An 18,985-nucleotide genomic window follows, 5' to 3' on the forward strand; every position below is an offset into this window, starting at 1 on the left:
AGTTAGTGTTTTGTCTGTTTATGCAACTTGCGTAAACGGGTGATTTTGCGTGACATCCAGCGCCATAGCCAGCCATCGGCGATTTCGCGGCCATTGATGATCCAGGTTAGTATCTTGTGGTTGCTCTGGGTAATCGGCTGGGCAGATTTGGCATTGGGCGTGCCGCAGAACAGCAAGCGGTCGCCTACCTGCAATGGCAGGTGCGGTTCCGGCAGTAGTTCATATTTTCCGCTACGGATCAGCATCAGCGGCACCAGTGCCAGCCGCTCTGTGCGGTTCCCCGGGTCGCGCATGAGGGAGTCCAGCGTGACGGGCAGGCCCCAGGCAATCAGGTTGGCAACGGCGGGGCTATGGTCGGCATCGATGGTGACGCCCCAGGCTTCCGGTACATTCTCGCCAACCACTTCCACCAGCTGGCTGATCAACTGGTTGGCCCAGGTGTTGTCCTGTGTGCGTACCAATTGCAGGAAATGCGTCATCATGGGAGTGATCATACGTGCCAGGCATTCATGGGCGATGATGGCGCTCGGGTCCATGGAAATATCGGCATTGAAATGCTCGAACAACGGCTCGTTGAACCGGCGGTTCTTGCGTACCACGACGAACAGGTCGGGATTCATCTTCTGCGCCGTCATCACGATGGACAGGTTGTTGATATCGTTGTTGGTGCCCGCCACAATGCCGACCGCGCCTTCTATGCCTGCTTCTGTGAGCGTGCCTGCCTCGGTGCCGTTGCCGACAACGCATTGTTTGCAATGCGTCAGTTCCGGGTCGGCCTCTATCACGACAGTGGTGATTTGCTCGCGTTCCAGATTCTCGACCACTGCCTTGCCGAAACGGCCATAGCCGCAGACGATCCATTTGCCTATCGGCGGCACCTTGGGCAAGGTCAGCGATTCACCGGGAACGCCAGTCAGCCAGCGGTGCAGCAGATAAGTGCCGATCGCATGCACTTCCATGCCCAACTGGTCGCCGAACAGGGTGTAGGGATTCAGGATATGGTCTGTGCCGAAAGAGGCCATGTTGGCAGCGACTTCGTCGTCTTCTGCCCGCGCCAGTACGGTAAGCTTGGGATTGAGCAGTTTCGCGGCAACGGCAATCGCGAGGTTGACATGGTCGTTATCGGTAAGCGCGGCAATGCCCTTGCACATGGGGTGGCGTACGCCGGCGCGCAGCAGCGTGTCCGGCATTTTGGCATCGGAGCAGAGCACGGGAATATCGAACTGATAGTCTTCAAGTTCCAGGTCATTGACCCGGTCCTGGTCCCTTTCGGTGACAACAACGCGTATGCCCTTGTGGTCCAGCGCCTTGACCAGCAGGCTGCCGGTTTCACCATAGCCTGAAACGATAAAGAATGGTTCATGCAGATTTTCCACAGCCCGGCCGAAGCTGCTGGTAGTCAGTGCCTGCTTCAGGGCAGGGTCCTGGAAGAGCGAAATGATCTTACCAATGGCATAAAACCAGGGAATGACGGTGAAGTAGATCGAGAAGGTCATCCACAGCCGCTGGGTGTCACTGTAAGGGAAAGGTACTTCGCCAAAACCGATGGTGGTGGCAGTGTAGCTGATCACATAAAATGCCTCGAAGAGGCTCATGTGCCATGGGTTGCCATGGTCATCCATCCCCGGCATCAATGTCAGGCCGACAATGGCGATGGTGTAGGTGACGATCACCGTGATCAGCGGCGCGCGCATGCGCCGCAGGATCAGGAAGAAGATATTATTCACAAGCGCTTCCGCTTAGAGCCTGTTGATGATTATTTCATGGGGTACGTTGTCCCGGCAACGTAGGTGATGCAAGGCGCAAACCGCAGACGGGCTTATTGCCCGGCGAGGATTTGCAACGACGCAGCGGCTGCGTTGCTGGGATAACCCGAAGGGCATGGCTCCAAAACGCGCCCGCTCCGCGTTGCAGCCCTTGGCAAGGCAATGAGCATTACCTGCGGACTGCGCCTTGACCGGACGCGTTTTAAAGCCATGCGTACCCCATGAAATAATCATCAACAGGCTCTTGGAATTTATCGGCGCAGCGTAATGGTTTCTGCCAGCAGCAGGATGACCGAGGTGATATTGGCAAGCAGGGCGCCCCCGCTCAATGAGACGACACGTGCCGCGGTGCCGGATTCGTCGGCATTGGCTACCACCCAGACGATGGCGGCGGCAATCAACTGCAAATCCGCGACCAGGCTGGTGGACAGATGGATTGCACCGATTTGCGAGCGGTCGCCAAACTTGAGCACTGTGGCGATCAGGTTGACCACGATGGCAGCATAAAGCTCATAGATGTGGTGCTCAATCGGGTTGCCGGTGCCGCCGATGAAAAAGCCGAAATTGAGGGTCATCGCCAATACGATGAAGAAGCCGAAAATGACTTTTTCCAGATTCATTTTGATCCCTATGCGTGTGCAGGTTGAGAGAGTTGTGGCGAGTTTAGTGGATTTTGCCGTTCATGGCACGCTTACCAGAAGGTTTTCGCTTGCAGCAGTATCTTCCATGATGCGGGCAATGCAGCGCGTTGGCGTTTTTCAAGCTTGGCCGCCGCTTGCTGCCAGGCCAGCCAGGCAGGTTGCAAGCCGGGGGTGCGTTTGCTCATTTGCGCCAACGTGCGGCTGGTCACGGCAATGTCATTGAGGCTGCCCAGCCTGGTTTGCGCATCACGCAAGGCGGAGAGCAGTTTTTCCGCCTGCGTTGCTGTTTTTTTGCCAGGGTAAACCGGGCTTAAGAATTCCAGTGTGTAGCGCAGGCGGCGTGCTTGGATGCGTACCTGGTGCCGTTTTTCAGCGGGTAATTTGGTCAATCGTTTTCCGCGTTTCAGCAGTTTGCTGTGTGTGCGTCGCAGTTGCTTGTCCGTGATTTTTTGCAGTGTGCTGCCATTGTCTTGCAGGCCGCTTGCAAAAAGGTGTCCCAGTGTGAGTAGCAAGCGCTGGTATCGTGCCTGTTTCAATCCATTGCGCAGCTTGCTGTAGGCGCGTTTCTTTGCGCGCTCGACATGGGATTGTGCTTGCCCGATTTGATCCGCAGGCAGCTTGAGGCTGGGTAGCGTTTCATATAGCAGCACATCCAGGTCGCGCGGCTTGGACAGCAGGTCACTGAGCCAGCTGAGTTCTTCCTTGATGGCATCATCCTGAATCGCGAAGGTTTTCAGGGCGGCTTTCAGGCGGCGCAATGCGATGCGCATCTGGTGCACGCCCTCTGTGTCGTCAGCCTGTATGGCAATGGCCTGGTTGCTTTGCAGATGACGCAGGCATTCCCAGCCTATCTTCTCAAATGCTTCGCTGGGGCTGTCTGCAGATGTCAGGCCTGCAGGCTTTGCCTTGGAGGCTGCTTGCGTAAAGTCGCGATAATAGGCATAGCCGCGCTGGGCCTTGCTGACATTTTCTATGCTGAGCGGAATGTCTGCCTGCAATTCCAGCGCCAGGGCAAACAGATGGGCAATATTGCCCTGCTTGAGTTCCAGCTCAATCTCGATCAAGGGTTGCTGCTTGTCGCCGACGATAAGCAGGCCGTCATCCAGTGACAGTTCGATATGGCTGCCGTGATAGTTCAACTGCCACTCGGTGCGGCGCATGTCGGTGGTGAAGATTGGCCTGAGCGCCTGGCGCAAGGCCGGCTGGTCAAAAATCGGGATCAGGCTGGGGTCGGTGATCTTGGTGTAATCGGGTTCTCCCCTGGAGATAATGTCTTCCCATTCCAGGCGCTGATGCAACCCTGCCAGAGAATGGCCTGCTGCCTTGACTGCCTGGAACCAGCCGCCCGACATGCGGCGTACACGCAGACTGACGCGCTGGTCGAATAGCTGCAAGTCATCTGTGTCGTAATAGGTGCTGACCAGGCGCCTTGTGATGGCTTTTTCCGCAATATGTTTGCGGATGGACGCATGGCGCCGCAGGCGGGGAATATCCGCTTTGGCGATGCGCAATTTGAGCTCGATCTCGTTCGGCATATTCCCTCCTTGGTAATTATTTGCCTTTGACGGCTTGTTGTTTCTTGGCGTTGACCAGCCAGTGCAGCAAGGGCGCCCATTGCTGCAAGTCACGGCTGACTTGCGATGGGCGAATGTCAAACAGGCTCGCCCCTTGCTCTGCTGCCAATGCATACACCTGGGCATTACGCAGATTGCCTACAGAAGGAAAGTCGGAAGCAGCCAGAAATTCCTGCAACGTCTGGGCGGCGCGCGTGCGGTTGTCCACCCGCATGCCGATCATGGAGACAAATGTTCGTCCTTTGCGGATGGATTTTTCTTCCTGCAGTATTTGCAGGAAATCACGTGTAGCACCTATATCAAAAGCAGATGGCTGCATGGGGACGATGACAAAATCGGCGTCCTTGACTGCCTGGCTGAGCTTTTCTCCGCGCAATCCTGCAGGGGAATCGATAATGGTCCAGTCTGCGCTCAGGCTGTTGGCATAATGGCCGCGCCCATCCTGCCCATGGATCAATGGTAGCTTGTAGGGGCGGCGTTCCAGCCATTGCAAGGCAGAGCGTTGCCTGTCCATATCGGAGAGCACCACATGCCGTCCCCGGCTGGCAAAGTAGCCGGCAAGATTGGTTGCCAAGGTGGTTTTTCCGCTTCCTCCCTTGGGATTGGCAATCAGAATAGTGCTCAAGTTTTCTCCTGAAGATTATTTTTTCTGATCATTCCAGAACTTGTTAAAGTAGTTCTGGCGTCAGCATGGCACGCAGCAAGGTTTGCTCTTCCTCGCCGCGGCGGCGGTTGGCAATCCACCAGATTGCGCCTTTTTTCACGCTCCAGTATTGCATGCGCCGCGTCATGGCATATGCCGCGGCCATGCCCAGGGTTGGCTGGTGGCCGATGATGAGCACACTGTCCTTGCCGAGTGGCCAGCCCGCTACCTCAAGCAAGGCTTGAGGCGATGAGCCCGGAGCTAGTTCGTCCAAAGTGGTAAACTCCAGTCCAAGGGCACTTGCGGTTTGTTGTGTGCGTTGGGCCGGGCTGGCAAGAATGCGGGTATTGGCAGGCATGTGCTGTTTGAGCCAGGCGGCCATTTTTTCTGCCTGCTGTTCGCCTCTGGCGGTAAGCCTGCGTGCAAGATCTGGCGAGCCTTCCTCGGCTTCAGCGTGACGCCATAAAATAATATCCATAACCTTGTTGCTAAGCTGAGAGTGTCCTTCTATCTTAGCGCTCAACGTGCTTCATGACAAAGTGACATCTGTGTGAAATTGCAAATCTATCTTTCCGGCATCCCTGAAAGCCTCGATGCCATCGCTACCGATGATGCATTGTTGCGCCTGTTGGCGCGTGGCCGTGTGCAATGGCTTGAGGATGAGTGGGAAGCTAGCCTGTGTCGCGGGTTTGGAATCGCCAGGCAGCAAGACTGGCCCTTGGCCGCATTGGCGCGCCTAGGGCAGGGCATGCCGGTTGATGATGCCTATTGGCTGCTGGCCAGCCCGGTGAATCTGTTTCTGCAGCGGGATTCCTTTCTGCTTAACCAGCCGGCACCCTTGCCGTTGACAAGTGCTGAAGATGAGGCATTGCGCGAGAGTCTGAACCGGCATTTTTCCGGGGAGGGGCTGGTGTTTCTACCGGGCATTCAGGGGCATTGGTACCTGCGCCTGGAGGCTACGCCAGAGCTCGTGACAACGTCGCTGGGGACAGCCTCGGGCCGGGAAATCACGCCCTGGCTGCCGCAAGGACGTGATGCGCAACGCTGGCGACAATTGCTCAATGAAATGCAGATGCTGTTGTTCAGCCATGCGGTGAATCAGGAGCGCGAAGCGCGCGGGGACCTTGCCGTCAATAGTGTTTGGCTGCATGGCGGCGGCGGTGTCCCGTCTTCTGGCCATGCCTTGCCATGCAGGGTTTATAGTGACGATGCCAGCCTGTGTGGCATGGCAGTGTCTTCCGGTGCGGTAATCTCACCTTTTACCGGCCTGGACGAAGTCCTGGCGCAACAGCATGCGTATTGCCTGGTGCAGGCGTCATTCCGTGCAGTGGACGCTGATTTGAGTGGGCAATTGTGGCGGGCATTGAAGGCACGCCGATTGCATCACCTTGAATTGTATCTGGCCTGGCCTGGCCGTATTCTGCATGTGCAGATCAGGCCGGCCGATCTCTGGAAATTCTGGCGCAAGCCAAAAACAATAGAAACGTATTTTTGATGGTACAGATCGTACAAAGAAGTTTTGACCAGAATGCCTGCAAGGCATTGATGGATGCCGGTATTCGCCCGGCACTGGCGCGCCTGCTTGCTGCGCGTGGCATTCGCGAAGCCGGGCAGTTGGAAGCCAGCCTCGCGCGATTAATTCCGCCTGAAAGGCTGACGGGCAATCAGAAAATGGCCGGCTTGCTGGCCGATGCCATAAAAGCTGGCAAGCATATCATGGTGGTGGGTGACTACGATGCCGATGGCGCCACGGCTACTGCGGTCGCCGTCAAGGGCTTGCGTAGCATGGGAGGCAAGGTCGATTTTCTCGTGCCCAACCGCTTTGAATATGGCTATGGCCTCACGCCGGAGATCGTGGCACTGGCGGCAGGCCAGCATCCTGACCTTATCCTGACCGTCGATAACGGCATTGCCAGTGTGGAAGGCGTAGAGGCTGCGCACAGACTGGGTATCCCGGTCCTGGTAACCGACCATCACTTGCCTGGCGACGTCGCACCCCGCGCAGCGTGTATCGTCAATCCCAATCAGCTTGGCTGTGATTTTCCCAGCAAAAACCTGGCAGGAGTAGGGGTGATGTTTTACGTGCTGCTTGCGCTGCGTGCTGAGTTGCGCAAGCGTGGCGTGTTTGCCGCAAGCACAGAGCCTAACTTGACCGAGTTGCTGGACCTGGTTGCATTGGGAACGGTGGCCGACTTGGTACGGCTCGACGACAACAACCGGATTCTTGTGGAGCAGGGATTGCGCCGAATTCGCGCAGGGAAGTGCAGCCCAGGCATCCTGGCCTTGTTTGAGGTGGCGGGGCGGGATACTGCCAAGGCTGGCCCGCAGGACCTCGGGTTCAGTATCGGCCCTCGCCTGAATGCGGCAGGCCGTCTGGATGACATGACGCTGGGGATTGCCTGTTTGCTGGAACAGGATCCGGGTGTTGCCCGTGCTCTGGCGCAGCAGTTGCATGAACTGAATCAGGAACGGCGTAACATCGAGGCCGGCATGCAGGATGGTGCCATGATCGTGCTGGATGAAATCGATGCGGTGGGAAGATACAGCCTGAGCCTGTTTCAGGCAGATTGGCACCAGGGCGTGATTGGTATCCTGGCATCGCGTATCAAGGAACGGTTTCACCGTCCGGTGATTGCATTTGCGCCTGCCAATGATGGCGAAATCAAGGGGTCGGGACGCTCAATTCCCGGCCTGCATCTGCGTGATGCCCTGGATTTGCTCTCCAAGCGCGAGCCCGGTCTATTGTTGAAGTTCGGCGGACATGCCATGGCCGCAGGCTTGAGCATTCGCGAGCAGGATTTTGCCCGGTTCAATATTGCTTTCGAAGCAGTGGTTGCAAGCCTGCTGACTCCGGAGCAGCTTGAGGCCGTGATTGAGGTCGATGGCTCGCTGCCGGCTGAGGATGTCGGCCTGGACATGGCGCATGCACTGGAGCGACAGGTGTGGGGGCAGGGTTTTCCGCCGCCACTCTTCTTTGATGAGTTCCGGGTGGTTGACCAACGCATTGTCGGTGAGCGCCACCTCAAGCTCAACCTGGAAAAATCGGGCCAGGTGTTTGCCGCGATTTTTTTCAGGCAAGAGGAGTTTCTGCCTGAAATCGTGCATGTGGTTTATCAAGTCCAAGTAAATGAGTATCGTGGCGTGCAGTCAGTACAGCTCTGCCTACAGCATTGGCGCGAGTCAGTCTAGGCCAAGTATTCGCATTGACCGTGTTTGTTGCAGCGCGGTAATATCAAAGAAATTTTTTTCGGGTTTTTTATGCGTCGCAAGCTGGTTGTCGGCAACTGGAAAATGAATGGCAACCTTGCACAAAACCAGAGGTTGCTGGAAGCGCTTGTGCACGGTCTCAAGGGTGTAGGGCATGTTGATATCGCCGTCTGCGTTCCTTATCCCTATCTGTTCCAGGCGCAGCATATCCTGACTGGAACCAACATTGCCTGGGGTGCTCAGAATGTCGCCTCGCATGAGAATGGCGCCTATACCGGCGAGGTCAGTGCAGCCATGCTCAAGGAGTTTGGCGCTAGCTATGTGATTGTCGGGCACTCTGAGCGTAGCGATGCCTACTGCGAGAGTAGTGCCAATATTGCCGATAAGTTCGCCATTGCCAAGCAACATGGCATTACTCCTATTTTCTGCGTCGGTGAAACCTTGCAGGAGCGTGAGTCCGGAGTAATGGAGTATGCGATTGCCAATCAACTGGACGCGATTCTGTCAGTCTCGGGTGGTGCCTTACTGGACCGGGCCGTGATTGCCTATGAGCCGGTATGGGCAATTGGTACCAACAAGAATGCGACGTCTGAACAGGCTCGCGCTGCGCATTCCTTTATTCGTGAGCGGATTGCAGCCATGCATCCTGGGGCGGCGGAAAGCGCAAGAATTATCTATGGGGGTAGCGTAAATCCGAGAAATGCGGCACAATTACTGTCTATGTCGGACATTGACGGCGGACTGATTGGTAGATGTTCGCTGGATGCTAATGATTTTGAAAGAATTTGTCGCGCTGCTTGCAAAATTTAAGCGGGCAGGGATTGTAAGAGAAAATGGAAACCATTGTAACAGTCATACATGTCATTGCTGCGCTGGGCGTTGTTGGCCTTGTGCTGTTGCAGCACGGCAAGGGCGCCGATATGGGCGCTGCGTTTGGTAGCGGCGCTTCCGGCAGCCTGTTCGGAGTAAGTGGGTCCTCAAACTTTATGAGTCGAGCTACTGCTATCTTTGTTGCTATCTTTTTCGTGACCAGCATGAGTCTTGCGTATCTTGCCAGTCATCGTTCAGAACAGGGCAGCGTGGTGCAGAAGTCTGTAGTAAAATCTGCGCCAGCATCTGATGTGCCCAAGCCTGCCGAACCCTCATCGGCCAAGGATGTACCTCAGTAATTTTTAGATGATGGGTTTGAAGCCCAATGCCGTCGTGGTGGAATTGGTAGACACGCTATCTTGAGGGGGTAGTGGCGAAAGCCGTGTGAGTTCGAGTCTCACCGTCGGCACCAAAAAATAAAATCAAGCAGTATCAAACCATATCAAAACCTGCATGTAACCTAGAGTTTGGCGGGTTTTTTCTTTTCAGTCCATATTTGTTCTTCTCAAGAAATCCCTTACTGTTAAGTGCAACGGTCGTAGATGGCGAAAATGAACTCATTTTTGAGATGATCCTATGCTCAATTTGCTAAACAATTAACAGGTCTTGTCAGATAACCGTGGTAGCTAGAGGATTTATCTCAATTTGCAGATTAAGGGAACGGACTAGTTCTTGTTTATTTATATTGAAATATTTTGGTAATACAGTATTCATCAATGCGTTTACGCGCATTGAATTTCCCAGAAAATTCATACAGGCCCGCAAGGGCCTGTTTTTTTCTGTGGGCTCCATCATCGATATGAATGCGCTTTTAAGGCTCCATGCCAAGAAACAATTGCAGCATCATCAATAAGGAGGAGCGGCCTTGTAATAAAGAATGCTTGACCAAGCCTGAAGGTGGCTTCAGGCGATGGAAATGCTTTTTGCAACTCCTCTGCCTAGTACAGGATATAGTTCTCTGGTTGGGGGATGGAGGGCAATTTCTCTATGTCCATTGATCGTAGCAGGTGAATTTCAATTTGGCGCGAAATGGTGCTGATAGGTAATGCATTGGGCTGTTTGCTGAATGGTACCTCAAGCTCATCTCCAAGCGCATCAAGTCCGAAAAAGGTATAAGCAGCCAATGCTGATGCAAAGGGGGTGACCCAACCTAAACTGTCAGCAAAACCGAAAGGGAGCAAGAAGCAGAAAATGTATGCGGTACGGTGTAGCAGCAGAGTATAGCCAAAGGGCACGGGCGTTGTCAGAATCCGTTCGCAAGCAGCTTGTAAGGTCGTCAATCGGCAAAATGATTGGTCAAGCAGCGAGTATGTAATATCAGTCAGCTTCCCTTCTTCCCTTAAGGCCACAATCTCCTTTTGCATTTCTTCAAGAAAGTAATCTGCTGACTTGCCCGACTTCGTCGGAATATTCTGGGTTGTAGGGTCCGCATTCGAACGAAGTTGGTCATGTAAGGCATATGTGAAACCGATGGCAAGGTTTAAAAGCCGACACCGGGCCTCATTCGCTTTTGATGATAGCAGCATGGTCTGTCTGGATAGGGTTCTAGTAACTGTAACGAGTTCCCCCCATTGTTTCCGTGCCTCCCACCACCGGTCATAACACGCATTATTTCTAAATGCCAAAAACACTGACAATGCAATTCCCAGCAGGGCAAACGGCGCGCTTTCAAATGCTGGCAGCCAATCTGGCAGCAGCCTGTGTGTCAGCACGATCAGTGCTGACATCAAGGTGATGACGAGGATTCTGGGAAAAATGCGCATGATGATGGATCCGCGCACAATGAAAAACAAGTGAATCAATCCTGGTCTATTGCGGATAATCATCTGAGTGGATATGTATTTTTAAATATAACGGGTCAATTATATCGCTTTGCTTCCTCGAGTGATCACCTCTTCCATAAACAAAGCACTGGGCTACACGTGGAGGCATTGCCGGGAAAGAGGGGTGAAGTTACTAATTCATTAACAGTGCTGGACCGCATGCATAGCCCGGATTTTGCTCAGTTGCAATTGATTAAGTCGAAATTTGCAACTTATGCGATCTTCACAGAACTATTGTGCGTTTTGTTGGTATAACCTGTATCTTGTAAGGTTATTTTTGTAACAAAAAGTTAATTTGTTTTCATTTTAACCTTGTTTTTATACGGTTATTTTTAATCAAACTTGATAATAAACAGGTGGTAAGCGTCAATTCCGCCCCTGTGGCTGCGTTCAAGGCTGTTTAGTTGTAATTTGTGTGTTACAATTCATTTACAAATGCGGGGTATGATGTATTCGCTGGTCCCTGCCGCAAGGTAGGTAATCTTGATTTTTTTCAGAGCTGATTTGTATAGGATTTGAACGTGCTGGAGAATTACTTTCCAATATTGCTGTTCATCATTGTGGGGCTTGCTGTCGGTGTGGCCCCTATCGTCCTTGGCAAGCTGGTTTCTCCCAATCGGCCTGATGCTGAGAAGAATTCCCCTTATGAATGCGGTTTTGAGGCGTTCGAGGATGCGCGCATGAAGTTCGATGTGCGTTACTACCTAGTTGCTATTCTGTTTATCTTGTTCGATCTGGAAATTGCCTTCCTGTTTCCGTGGGCCGTGGTACTGCAGGAAATTGGCCTGTTTGGTTTTCTGGCAATGATCGTGTTTCTGGGAATCTTGGTCGTGGGTTTTGTCTACGAGTGGATGAAAGGGGCGCTGGAGTGGGAGTAAGGGGTAATGCGGTATGAGTATTGAGGGCGTGCTCGAGAAGGGTTTTGTGACCACGACGCTGGATACGGTGATCAATTACACCCGCACCGGATCCTTGTGGCCCATGACGTTTGGATTGGCTTGTTGCGCTGTAGAGATGATGCATGCCGGCGCCGCCCGTTACGACCTTGACCGCTTCGGTATCGTGTTCCGTCCCAGCCCCCGCCAGTCTGACGTCATGATCGTGGCAGGAACGCTGGTGAACAAGATGGCCCCTGCATTGCGCAAGGTGTACGACCAGATGGCCGAGCCGCGCTGGGTGATCTCGATGGGGTCATGCGCCAATGGTGGCGGGTACTACCATTATTCCTATGCCGTGGTGCGCGGTTGCGACCGCATTGTGCCGGTGGATGTTTATGTGCCTGGTTGCCCGCCTACTGCGGAAGCATTGCTCTACGGCATTATCCAACTGCAGAACAAGATCAAACGTACCAATACGATTGCCCGCTGAGAGTCAAGCTGATGACGCGTCTGGAACAATTAAAACAACATGTGCAGGAAGTCCTGGGGGATAGCATTGTCCGCCTGGAGGACAATGTCGGTGAGGTGACGATTGAATGCAAGGCCGCATGCTTGCTGGAAGTATGCAATTTGCTGCGCGACCACAAGGTATTGGGGTTCGAGCAGTTGATCGACTTGTGCGGCGTTGATTATGCCGACTATGGTGAAGGCACCTGGTCTGGTTTGCGTTATGCCACGGTATATCATTTTCTCTCCATCAGCCTCAATCAACGGCTAAGGCTGCGGGTTTTTGCGCCGGATGATGATTTCCCGGTATTGCCTACCGTGGTGGATCTTTGGCCTGTCGCCAACTGGTTCGAGCGAGAATCATTTGATCTTTTTGGCATCATGTACGAAGGCCATCCGGATTTGCGCCGCCTGCTGACCGACTATGGGTTCGTCGGCCATCCGTTCCGCAAGGACTTCCCGATGATAGGCAATGTGGAGATGCGCTACGACCCCGAGCAGCAACGCGTCATTTACCAGCCGGTCAGCATCGATCCCCGCAACAATGTGCCGAGGGTGATACGCGAGGAAGGCTTCCACCATGGCTGAGATTCGCAATTACACCATGAACTTCGGGCCCCAGCATCCTGCGGCGCACGGTGTGTTGCGCTTGGTGCTGGAGCTGGACGGGGAAGTGATCCAGCGTGCCGATCCGCATATTGGCCTCTTGCACCGCGCCACCGAGAAGCTTGCCGAAAACCGTACCTATTTGCAGTCAGTGCCCTACATGGATCGCCTCGACTACGTGTCCATGATGGTGAACGAACATGCCTATGTCATGGCAATAGAAAAGTTGCTTGGGCTGGAAGTACCGTTGCGCGCTCAGTATATCCGTGTCATGTTCGATGAGATCACGCGTGTCTTGAACCACCTGTTGTGGCTTGGGGCTCATGCGCTGGATGTCGGTGCGATGACGGTATTCCTCTATGCCTTCCGTGAACGCGAGGATTTGTTTGATTGCTACGAGGCAGTCTCCGGCGCGCGCATGCATGCAGCTTATTACCGTCCGGGCGGCGTTTATCGCGACCTTCCCGATCGCATGCCGCAGTATGAGGAGTCTACTGTACGTAGCAAGGAAGACGTTAAGCAGCTCAATGAAAACCGCCAGGGTTCGCTGCTGGACTTTATCGAGGATTTCACCAACCGTTTCCCTGCTTATATTGATGAATATGAGACCCTGCTAACCGATAACCGTATCTGGAAGCAGCGTACCGTAGGGATTGGCGTGGTTTCGCCCGAGCGGGCATTGGCACTGGGGTTGACTGGGCCAATGTTGCGCGGCTCCGGTTTTGCATGGGATTTACGCAAGAAACAGCCCTATGAAGTCTATGACAGGATGGATTTCGATATTCCAATTGGCGTCAATGGGGATTGTTATGATCGCTATCTGGTGCGGATGGAGGAGTTCCGCCAGTCCAATCGTATCATCAAGCAGTGCATAGACTGGCTGCGCAAGAATCCCGGCCCTGTCATCAGTGACAATACCAAGGTGGCACCTCCCCCACGTGAAGAGATGAAATACGACATGGAGGCGCTGATCCACCATTTCAAGTTGTTCACCGAAGGCTTCCATGTTCCGGCAGGTGAGGCTTATGCCGCAGTTGAGCATCCCAAAGGCGAGTTTGGTATCTACTTGATTTCTGATGGCGCGAACAAGCCTTACCGTCTCAAGATTCGCGCCCCCGGCTTTGCTCACCTGGCAGCCCTGGATGAGATGACACGTGGCCATATGATTGCCGACTTGGTGGCGATTATTGGTACGCAGGATATTGTATTCGGAGAAATTGACCGATGAGTTTGTCTGCTGAATCCTTAGCCAAGATTGACCGCGAATTGACCAAGTACCCGCCCGAGCATCGGCAGGCGGCGGTGATGTCTGCATTGCGCATTGCACAAACTGAGAAAGGCTGGCTCTCCAAGGAAATCATCACGGAAGTAGCCGAGTATCTGGGCATACCGGCGATTGCCGCATTGGAGGTGGCAACTTTCTACAACATGTATGAGCTGGAGCCGGTCGGCAAGTACAAGATCACGGTCTGCACTAATATTTCCTGCATGTTGCGGGATTCTGCCGAAATTGTGGAGCACTTGCAGAAGCGCCTGGGTATCGGCTTCAACGAAACGACGACAGATGAGCGTTTTACCCTGAAGGAAGGGGAATGCATGGGTTGTTGCGGCGGGGCGCCATTGTTCCACATCAACAATACCGAGATGCATGAGTTCCTGACGCCGGAAAAGGTCGACCAGATATTGGAGGGCCTGGAAAAATGAGCGCAGCACAAACACTGGTTTGCTTGCGTACGGTCGGGCAGGAGAATCCCGCCTCGCTGGAAACCTACCTCAAGCTTGGCGGATATGCCCAGCTGAAGCGGCTAGTCACGGAAAAGGTCAAGGCCACTGACATCATCAGCCAGGTCAAGCTTTCCGGATTGCGCGGGCGGGGCGGGGCGGGCTTTCCTACCGGCCTCAAGTGGAGTTTTATGCCGCGCTATTTCGATGGCACTAAATATTTGGTATGCAATACCGACGAAGGTGAGCCCGGCACGTTCAAGGACCGGGACATCATACGCTACAACCCGCACCAGTTGATCGAGGGCATGGCGATTGCCGCCTATACCTTGGGCGCGCGAGTGGGTTACAACTATATACACGGTGAAATCTGGCAGGATTACGAGATATTCGAGGCGGCGCTTGAAGAAGCGCGAGCAGCTGGCTATCTCGGTGAAAACCTGTTCGGCACCGGTTTCAGTTTCGATCTCTATGCGGTGCACGGTTACGGCGCCTATATTTGTGGCGAAGAAACCGCATTGATCGAGTCGATAGAGGGCAAGAAAGGGCAACCGAGGTTCAAGCCGCCTTTTCCTGCCAGCTACGGTGTGTTTGGCAAGCCGACCAATGTGAATAACACGGAGTCATACACGTCGATACCATGGATCATGGAGCACGGTGGCCAAGCTTTTCAGGAACTTGGCGTCGCCAATTCAGGGGGAACCAAAATCTTCTCGGTCTCGGGTCATGTAGACAAGCCCGGGAACTATGAAGTAAACATGGGCATCCCCTTTGCCGAATTGATGGCGCTGGCTGGAGGTGTATGGAAGGGGCGACAGTTGAAAGCCGTCATCCCCGGAGGGCCGTCAACTGCCGTTTTACCAGCTTCAGCCATCTTGGGGGCCACAATGGATTACGATGGTCTTTCCAAGGCTGGTTCAAGCTTGGGCGCCGGCTCCATGATAGTCATGGATGAAACCACCTGCATGGTGAAAACCTTGAAGCGTCTGTCCTATTTCTTCTTCGAGGAGTCGTGCGGACAGTGCACGCCATGCCGCGAAGGCACGGGATGGCTGTACCGTGTGATCAAGCGCATCGTCGATGGCCAGGGACGACTGGAAGACCTGGACTTGCTGACCGATGTCAGCAGCAATATTTCCGGCCGCACCATCTGCGCACTGGGTGATGCCGCGGCTACGCCGGTATTGAGCTTCATCAAGCATTTCCGCCCTGAATTCGAATACTACATCCGCCATGACCGCAGCATGGTGGAAGACGGCCTGGCAGGACGAATCCAGGCGCAGCAAGAGGTAGCCTATGCTTAATGTCGAGATAGATGGCAAGCAGGTTGAGGTCGAGCACGGCTCTACCATTATTGATGCCGCAGACCAGTTGGGCATTGCCATTCCACGGTTTTGCTATCACAAGAAGCTCTCGGTAGCGGCCAATTGCCGCATGTGCCTGGTACAAGTCGAGAAATTCAACAAGCCTTTGCCGGCCTGCGCGACGCCAGTAGCCGACGGCATGAAGATATTCACCCGCTCCAAGGCGGCCGTGGAGGCCCAACAGAGCGTCATGGAGTTCCTGCTGATCAACCACCCGCTGGATTGCCCGATTTGCGACCAGGGCGGCGAATGCGACCTGCAGGATATCGCCGTGGCCTATGGCGCGCCTGCCTCTCGCTACACCGAGGAAAAGCGCGTGGTTCTCAACAAGAACATCGGGCCGTTGGTGTCCACCGACATGACACGCTGCATCCAGTGCACCCGCTGCGTGCGCTTCCTCAAGGAGATCGGCGGCATGATGGAGCTGGGGCTCATCAACCGCGGCGAGCATGCCGAGATCACGGCCTATGTCGACAAGAGCGTGGACTCGGAACTGTCCGGAAATATCATCGACCTTTGCCCAGTGGGCGCATTGACCAGCAAGCCTTTCCGCTATACCGCGCGTAGCTGGGAGCTTATCCGCCGCCCCTCCATTGCGCCACATGATGGCCTGGGTTCTCATATTGAAGTGCATATCAAGGATGGCAAGGTGCTACGGGTATTGCCGCGCGAGAAGGAGACCATCAACGAATGCTGGCTTTCCGACCGCGACCGCTTTGCCTATGAAGGGCTCAACAGCCCGGACCGGCTCAAGGTGCCCATGGTCAAGCATAATGGCGTCTGGCATGAGACTGACTGGAAAACTGCGCTTGAGTTGGCTGCAGGCCAGATCAAGGATATCGTGAACAGTGAAAGTGGCGATGCGCTCGGCGTCTTGGTCTCGCCCAACAGCACGATGGAGGAAGCCCACCTTGCCACCAGGTTTGCGCATGGGCTGGGTTCCGACAACGTAGACTATCGTTTGCGCCATACCGATTTCCGCCACGACGGCAAGCGCCTGGGCGTGATCTGGATGGGGTGCAACATTCCAGACGTGCAGGAGATGGACCGCATTCTCGTCATCGGCAGCAACCTGCGCAACGAGCATCCTTTGCTTGCGCAGCGCATCCGCCGTGCCGTGGCCAATGGGGCAGAGCTTTCGGTGGTCAACCCACTCGATGACGATCCGTTGATCCCGATCAGGCATAAAGCTATCTGCTCGCCCAACGATATGGTGAACGTGCTGTCGCAAATCCTCAAGGCGGTGTCAGGCCTGGAGCGGCTTTCGCTGTGCCTGCCGAAGTCTCTGAGCGAGTTGCTGGAGGGCGTCAGGGTCTGGGACAATAGCCGGGATATTGCATTGAGCCTGACCGGGCATGGGGAAACCGTGGACCTGATCAGCCCGCGCTCTGCCGTGTTCTTGGGCAATATTTCCCAATACCACCCGCGCTATACCGAGATATTCAGCTTGGCAGAAGCGATTGCCTCGCTCAGTGGCGCCACCTTTGGCGTATTGAGCGCAGGAGCCAACAGCGTCGGCGCCAATCTCGTGGGCGCCATGCCCAAGGCGGGCGGCCTGAATGCGCGCGCCATGCTGGAATCGCCGCGCAAGGCCTATGTGCTGGTCAATGTAGAGCCCGAGCTGGATTGCCATAATCCTACCCTCGCACGGCAGGCTATCAAGCAGGCTGAGTGCGTGGTTGCGCTTACGGCATACAAGTCGGAAGCGCTGGAAGATGCCGACATCCTGCTGCCGATCACGCCATTTACGGAAACCTCTGGCACCTTCATGAGCATGGAGGGCAGAGTGCAGAGCTTTACTGCCGTGACCAAGCCATTGGGTGAAGCGCGGCCTGGCTGGAAAGTATTGCGTGTACTGGGCAATCTTGTCGGACTGTCCAAGTTTGACTTTGATAGCAGTGAAGAAATCAAGAACGAGATTTTCGGCGGCGAAAAGCCCTCTGCCGTTGTCTGGCGCACCTTGAACAACAACCTGCGCGAATTGATCGATGTCGAAATCAAGGTCAGGCTGGATAGTGATTTGCAGCGTGTGGGAGAAATTCCGCAGTTCCAGTCGGATGCTATTGTGCGGCGCTCCCCGCCATTGCAGAAGACGCGCCAGGTGGTAAAGGCAGTACTGGCGGCCCTGCATCCTGAGCAAATGAGAAAACTGGGCATCAAGGAAGGGGAGCGCATCCTTGTCAGGCAGGGCGATGGCAGTGCCATCCTGGATGCGTATGCAGATATCCGCGTGCCACTGGGATGCGTGCGCATTCCTGGTGCCTTGCCAAGCACTGCCGGGCTGGGCGACCTACTGGGCGAAATCACCATAGAGCGAATTCCGGCAACCCAGCCGCTTGACGAGGCTATTGCATGATCGCTCAAGCGCAAAACCTGTTGGGACCGCTTTGGCCGGTAGTCTGGACCCTGCTCAAGATCGTGGCGATCGTAGTGCCGCTGATGGGGGCAGTAGCCTATCTGACCCTGGCTGAACGCAAGGTGATTGGTTTCATGCAGGTTCGTCTTGGCCCCAATCGCGTCGGCTATGGCTGGCTGCAGCCTGTGGCGGATGGCCTCAAGTTGCTGATGAAGGAAATCATCATCCCCACGGCTGCCAACCGCACCCTGTTTCTGCTTGGGCCCGTGCTTGCGATTGCACCGGCGTTTGCTGCCTGGGCGGTGATACCGTTTGATTTGACGCTGGTGCTGGCTGACATCGATGCGGGACTGCTGTACATCCTGGCGATGACATCTGTGGGTGTTTATGGCGTCATCATTGCGGGTTGGGCTTCCAATTCCAAATATGCTTTTCTCGGATCGCTGCGATCCGCCGCGCAGATTGTGTCCTATGAAATTGCCATGGGCTTTGCGCTGGTCGGCGTATTGATGTCTGCCAACAGCCTTAATCTTGGCAAGATCGTGCTTGCCCAGTCCGGTGGCTTCTGGCAGTGGTACTGGCTACCATTGTTCCCGCTTTTTATCGTTTATTTCATCAGCGCAGTGGCGGAAACCAACCGCGCGCCGTTTGACGTGGCGGAAGGCGAGTCGGAAATCGTCGCCGGCTTCCATGTGGAGTATTCGGGGATGGCGTTTGCCGTGTTCTTCCTCGCGGAATATGCCAACATGATCCTGGTGGCCATGCTGGCAGCCCTGATGTTCCTCGGTGGCTGGCTCTCTCCCGTACCTTTCCTGCCTGACGGTATTTTCTGGCTGCTGTTCAAGGTGGCAGCGTTGTTGTTCCTCTTCTTATGGTTTCGTGCCACTTTCCCGCGCTATCGCTATGACCAGATCATGCGGCTGGGCTGGAAGGTGTTTATCCCCGTGACGCTGGTATGGATTCTATTTGTTGGCGGAATGATGCAGACGCGCTGGGCTTATTTGTTTCATTGAGCGATGGGCTTCCTT

18 protein-coding genes and 1 tRNA gene are annotated in these 18,985 nt (G+C 54.6%); 13 read left to right on the top strand and 6 right to left on the bottom strand.

Annotation, left to right across the window (positions count from 1 at the left end):
* Window positions 1–2: 2 nt before the first annotated feature.
* From LG198_RS00250 to LG198_RS00270, 5 genes are all read right to left on the bottom strand, one after another.
* Complete coding sequence (locus LG198_RS00250; protein WP_230342027.1) at window positions 3–1,694, bottom strand: potassium channel family protein; 1,692 nt, start codon at window positions 1,692–1,694, stop codon at window positions 3–5.
* Window positions 1,695–2,017: 323 nt separating this feature from the next.
* Complete coding sequence (locus LG198_RS00255; protein WP_230341176.1) at window positions 2,018–2,386, bottom strand: DUF6394 family protein; 369 nt, start codon at window positions 2,384–2,386, stop codon at window positions 2,018–2,020.
* A gap of 71 nt (window positions 2,387–2,457) precedes the next feature.
* A complete protein-coding gene (locus LG198_RS00260; protein ID WP_230341177.1) occupies window positions 2,458–3,942 on the bottom strand; it encodes a CYTH and CHAD domain-containing protein in 1,485 nt (494 codons plus the stop codon).
* A 16-nt stretch (window positions 3,943–3,958) separates the two neighbouring features.
* Window positions 3,959–4,606, bottom strand: coding sequence for a ParA family protein (locus LG198_RS00265; protein WP_230341178.1), 648 nt, complete (start codon window positions 4,604–4,606; stop codon window positions 3,959–3,961).
* A 43-nt stretch (window positions 4,607–4,649) separates the two neighbouring features.
* Window positions 4,650–5,102: a SixA phosphatase family protein gene (locus LG198_RS00270; RefSeq protein ID WP_230341179.1), complete on the bottom strand. Its 453-nt coding sequence runs from the start codon at window positions 5,100–5,102 to the stop codon at window positions 4,650–4,652.
* 72 nt (window positions 5,103–5,174) lie between these two features.
* Between LG198_RS00270 and LG198_RS00275 the strand changes: the two genes are divergently transcribed.
* From LG198_RS00275 to LG198_RS00295, 5 genes are all read left to right on the top strand, one after another.
* Window positions 5,175–6,119, top strand: coding sequence for a hypothetical protein (locus LG198_RS00275; protein ID WP_230341180.1), 945 nt, complete (start codon window positions 5,175–5,177; stop codon window positions 6,117–6,119).
* On the top strand, window positions 6,119–7,813 hold the full coding sequence (gene recJ, locus LG198_RS00280) for a single-stranded-DNA-specific exonuclease RecJ (RefSeq protein WP_230341181.1): 1,695 nt from the start codon (window positions 6,119–6,121) through the stop codon (window positions 7,811–7,813). The genes LG198_RS00275 and recJ overlap by 1 nt, the downstream gene beginning before the upstream one ends.
* A gap of 69 nt (window positions 7,814–7,882) precedes the next feature.
* Window positions 7,883–8,641 carry a triose-phosphate isomerase gene (tpiA, locus tag LG198_RS00285; protein WP_230341182.1) on the top strand — a complete coding sequence of 253 codons (759 nt, stop codon included), beginning with the start codon at window positions 7,883–7,885 and terminating at the stop codon, window positions 8,639–8,641.
* Window positions 8,642–8,664: 23 nt separating this feature from the next.
* Window positions 8,665–9,000 (top strand): preprotein translocase subunit SecG, encoded by a 336-nt coding sequence (secG, locus tag LG198_RS00290; RefSeq protein ID WP_230341183.1) that lies wholly within the window; start codon window positions 8,665–8,667, stop codon window positions 8,998–9,000.
* Between the two features lie 28 nt (window positions 9,001–9,028).
* Window positions 9,029–9,113 (top strand) — tRNA-Leu (locus LG198_RS00295).
* Window positions 9,114–9,639: 526 nt separating this feature from the next.
* Here the strand turns inward: LG198_RS00295 and LG198_RS00300 are convergent.
* Window positions 9,640–10,527, bottom strand: a complete 888-nt coding sequence (locus LG198_RS00300; protein WP_268866752.1) for a bestrophin family protein — start codon at window positions 10,525–10,527, stop codon at window positions 9,640–9,642.
* Between the two features lie 518 nt (window positions 10,528–11,045).
* On the opposite strand from LG198_RS00300, the gene LG198_RS00305 reads away from it, so the two are divergent.
* Genes LG198_RS00305 through nuoH form a run of 8 tightly spaced genes read left to right on the top strand, consistent with a single transcriptional unit; the run spans window position 11,046 to window position 18,970 of the window.
* Entirely contained in the window at window positions 11,046–11,402 is a 357-nt protein-coding gene (locus tag LG198_RS00305; protein ID WP_230341185.1) for an NADH-quinone oxidoreductase subunit A, read from the top strand.
* 13 nt (window positions 11,403–11,415) lie between these two features.
* Window positions 11,416–11,892: a NuoB/complex I 20 kDa subunit family protein gene (locus LG198_RS00310; RefSeq protein WP_011480281.1), complete on the top strand. Its 477-nt coding sequence runs from the start codon at window positions 11,416–11,418 to the stop codon at window positions 11,890–11,892.
* 8 nt (window positions 11,893–11,900) lie between these two features.
* The gene (locus LG198_RS00315; RefSeq protein ID WP_230342028.1) at window positions 11,901–12,497 is read left to right on the top strand and encodes an NADH-quinone oxidoreductase subunit C; all 597 of its coding nucleotides are present in this window, start codon (window positions 11,901–11,903) and stop codon (window positions 12,495–12,497) included.
* Complete coding sequence (locus LG198_RS00320) at window positions 12,490–13,743, top strand: NADH-quinone oxidoreductase subunit D (RefSeq protein WP_230341186.1); 1,254 nt, start codon at window positions 12,490–12,492, stop codon at window positions 13,741–13,743. The genes LG198_RS00315 and LG198_RS00320 overlap by 8 nt, the downstream gene beginning before the upstream one ends.
* Window positions 13,740–14,219, top strand: coding sequence for an NADH-quinone oxidoreductase subunit NuoE (gene nuoE / locus LG198_RS00325; RefSeq protein ID WP_230341187.1), 480 nt, complete (start codon window positions 13,740–13,742; stop codon window positions 14,217–14,219). The genes LG198_RS00320 and nuoE overlap by 4 nt, the downstream gene beginning before the upstream one ends.
* A complete protein-coding gene (gene nuoF / locus LG198_RS00330; RefSeq protein ID WP_230341188.1) occupies window positions 14,216–15,541 on the top strand; it encodes an NADH-quinone oxidoreductase subunit NuoF in 1,326 nt (441 codons plus the stop codon). Before nuoE ends, nuoF begins: the two co-directional genes overlap by 4 nt.
* On the top strand, window positions 15,534–17,957 hold the full coding sequence (gene nuoG / locus LG198_RS00335; protein ID WP_230341189.1) for an NADH-quinone oxidoreductase subunit NuoG: 2,424 nt from the start codon (window positions 15,534–15,536) through the stop codon (window positions 17,955–17,957). Before nuoF ends, nuoG begins: the two co-directional genes overlap by 8 nt.
* Window positions 17,954–18,970: an NADH-quinone oxidoreductase subunit NuoH gene (gene nuoH / locus LG198_RS00340; RefSeq protein WP_230341190.1), complete on the top strand. Its 1,017-nt coding sequence runs from the start codon at window positions 17,954–17,956 to the stop codon at window positions 18,968–18,970. Before nuoG ends, nuoH begins: the two co-directional genes overlap by 4 nt.
* Window positions 18,971–18,985 lie beyond the last annotated feature (15 nt).

The organism is Methylobacillus arboreus (assembly GCF_020532725.1).
In the GTDB taxonomy this organism is placed as follows: Bacteria; Pseudomonadota; Gammaproteobacteria; order Burkholderiales; family Methylophilaceae; genus Methylobacillus; species Methylobacillus arboreus.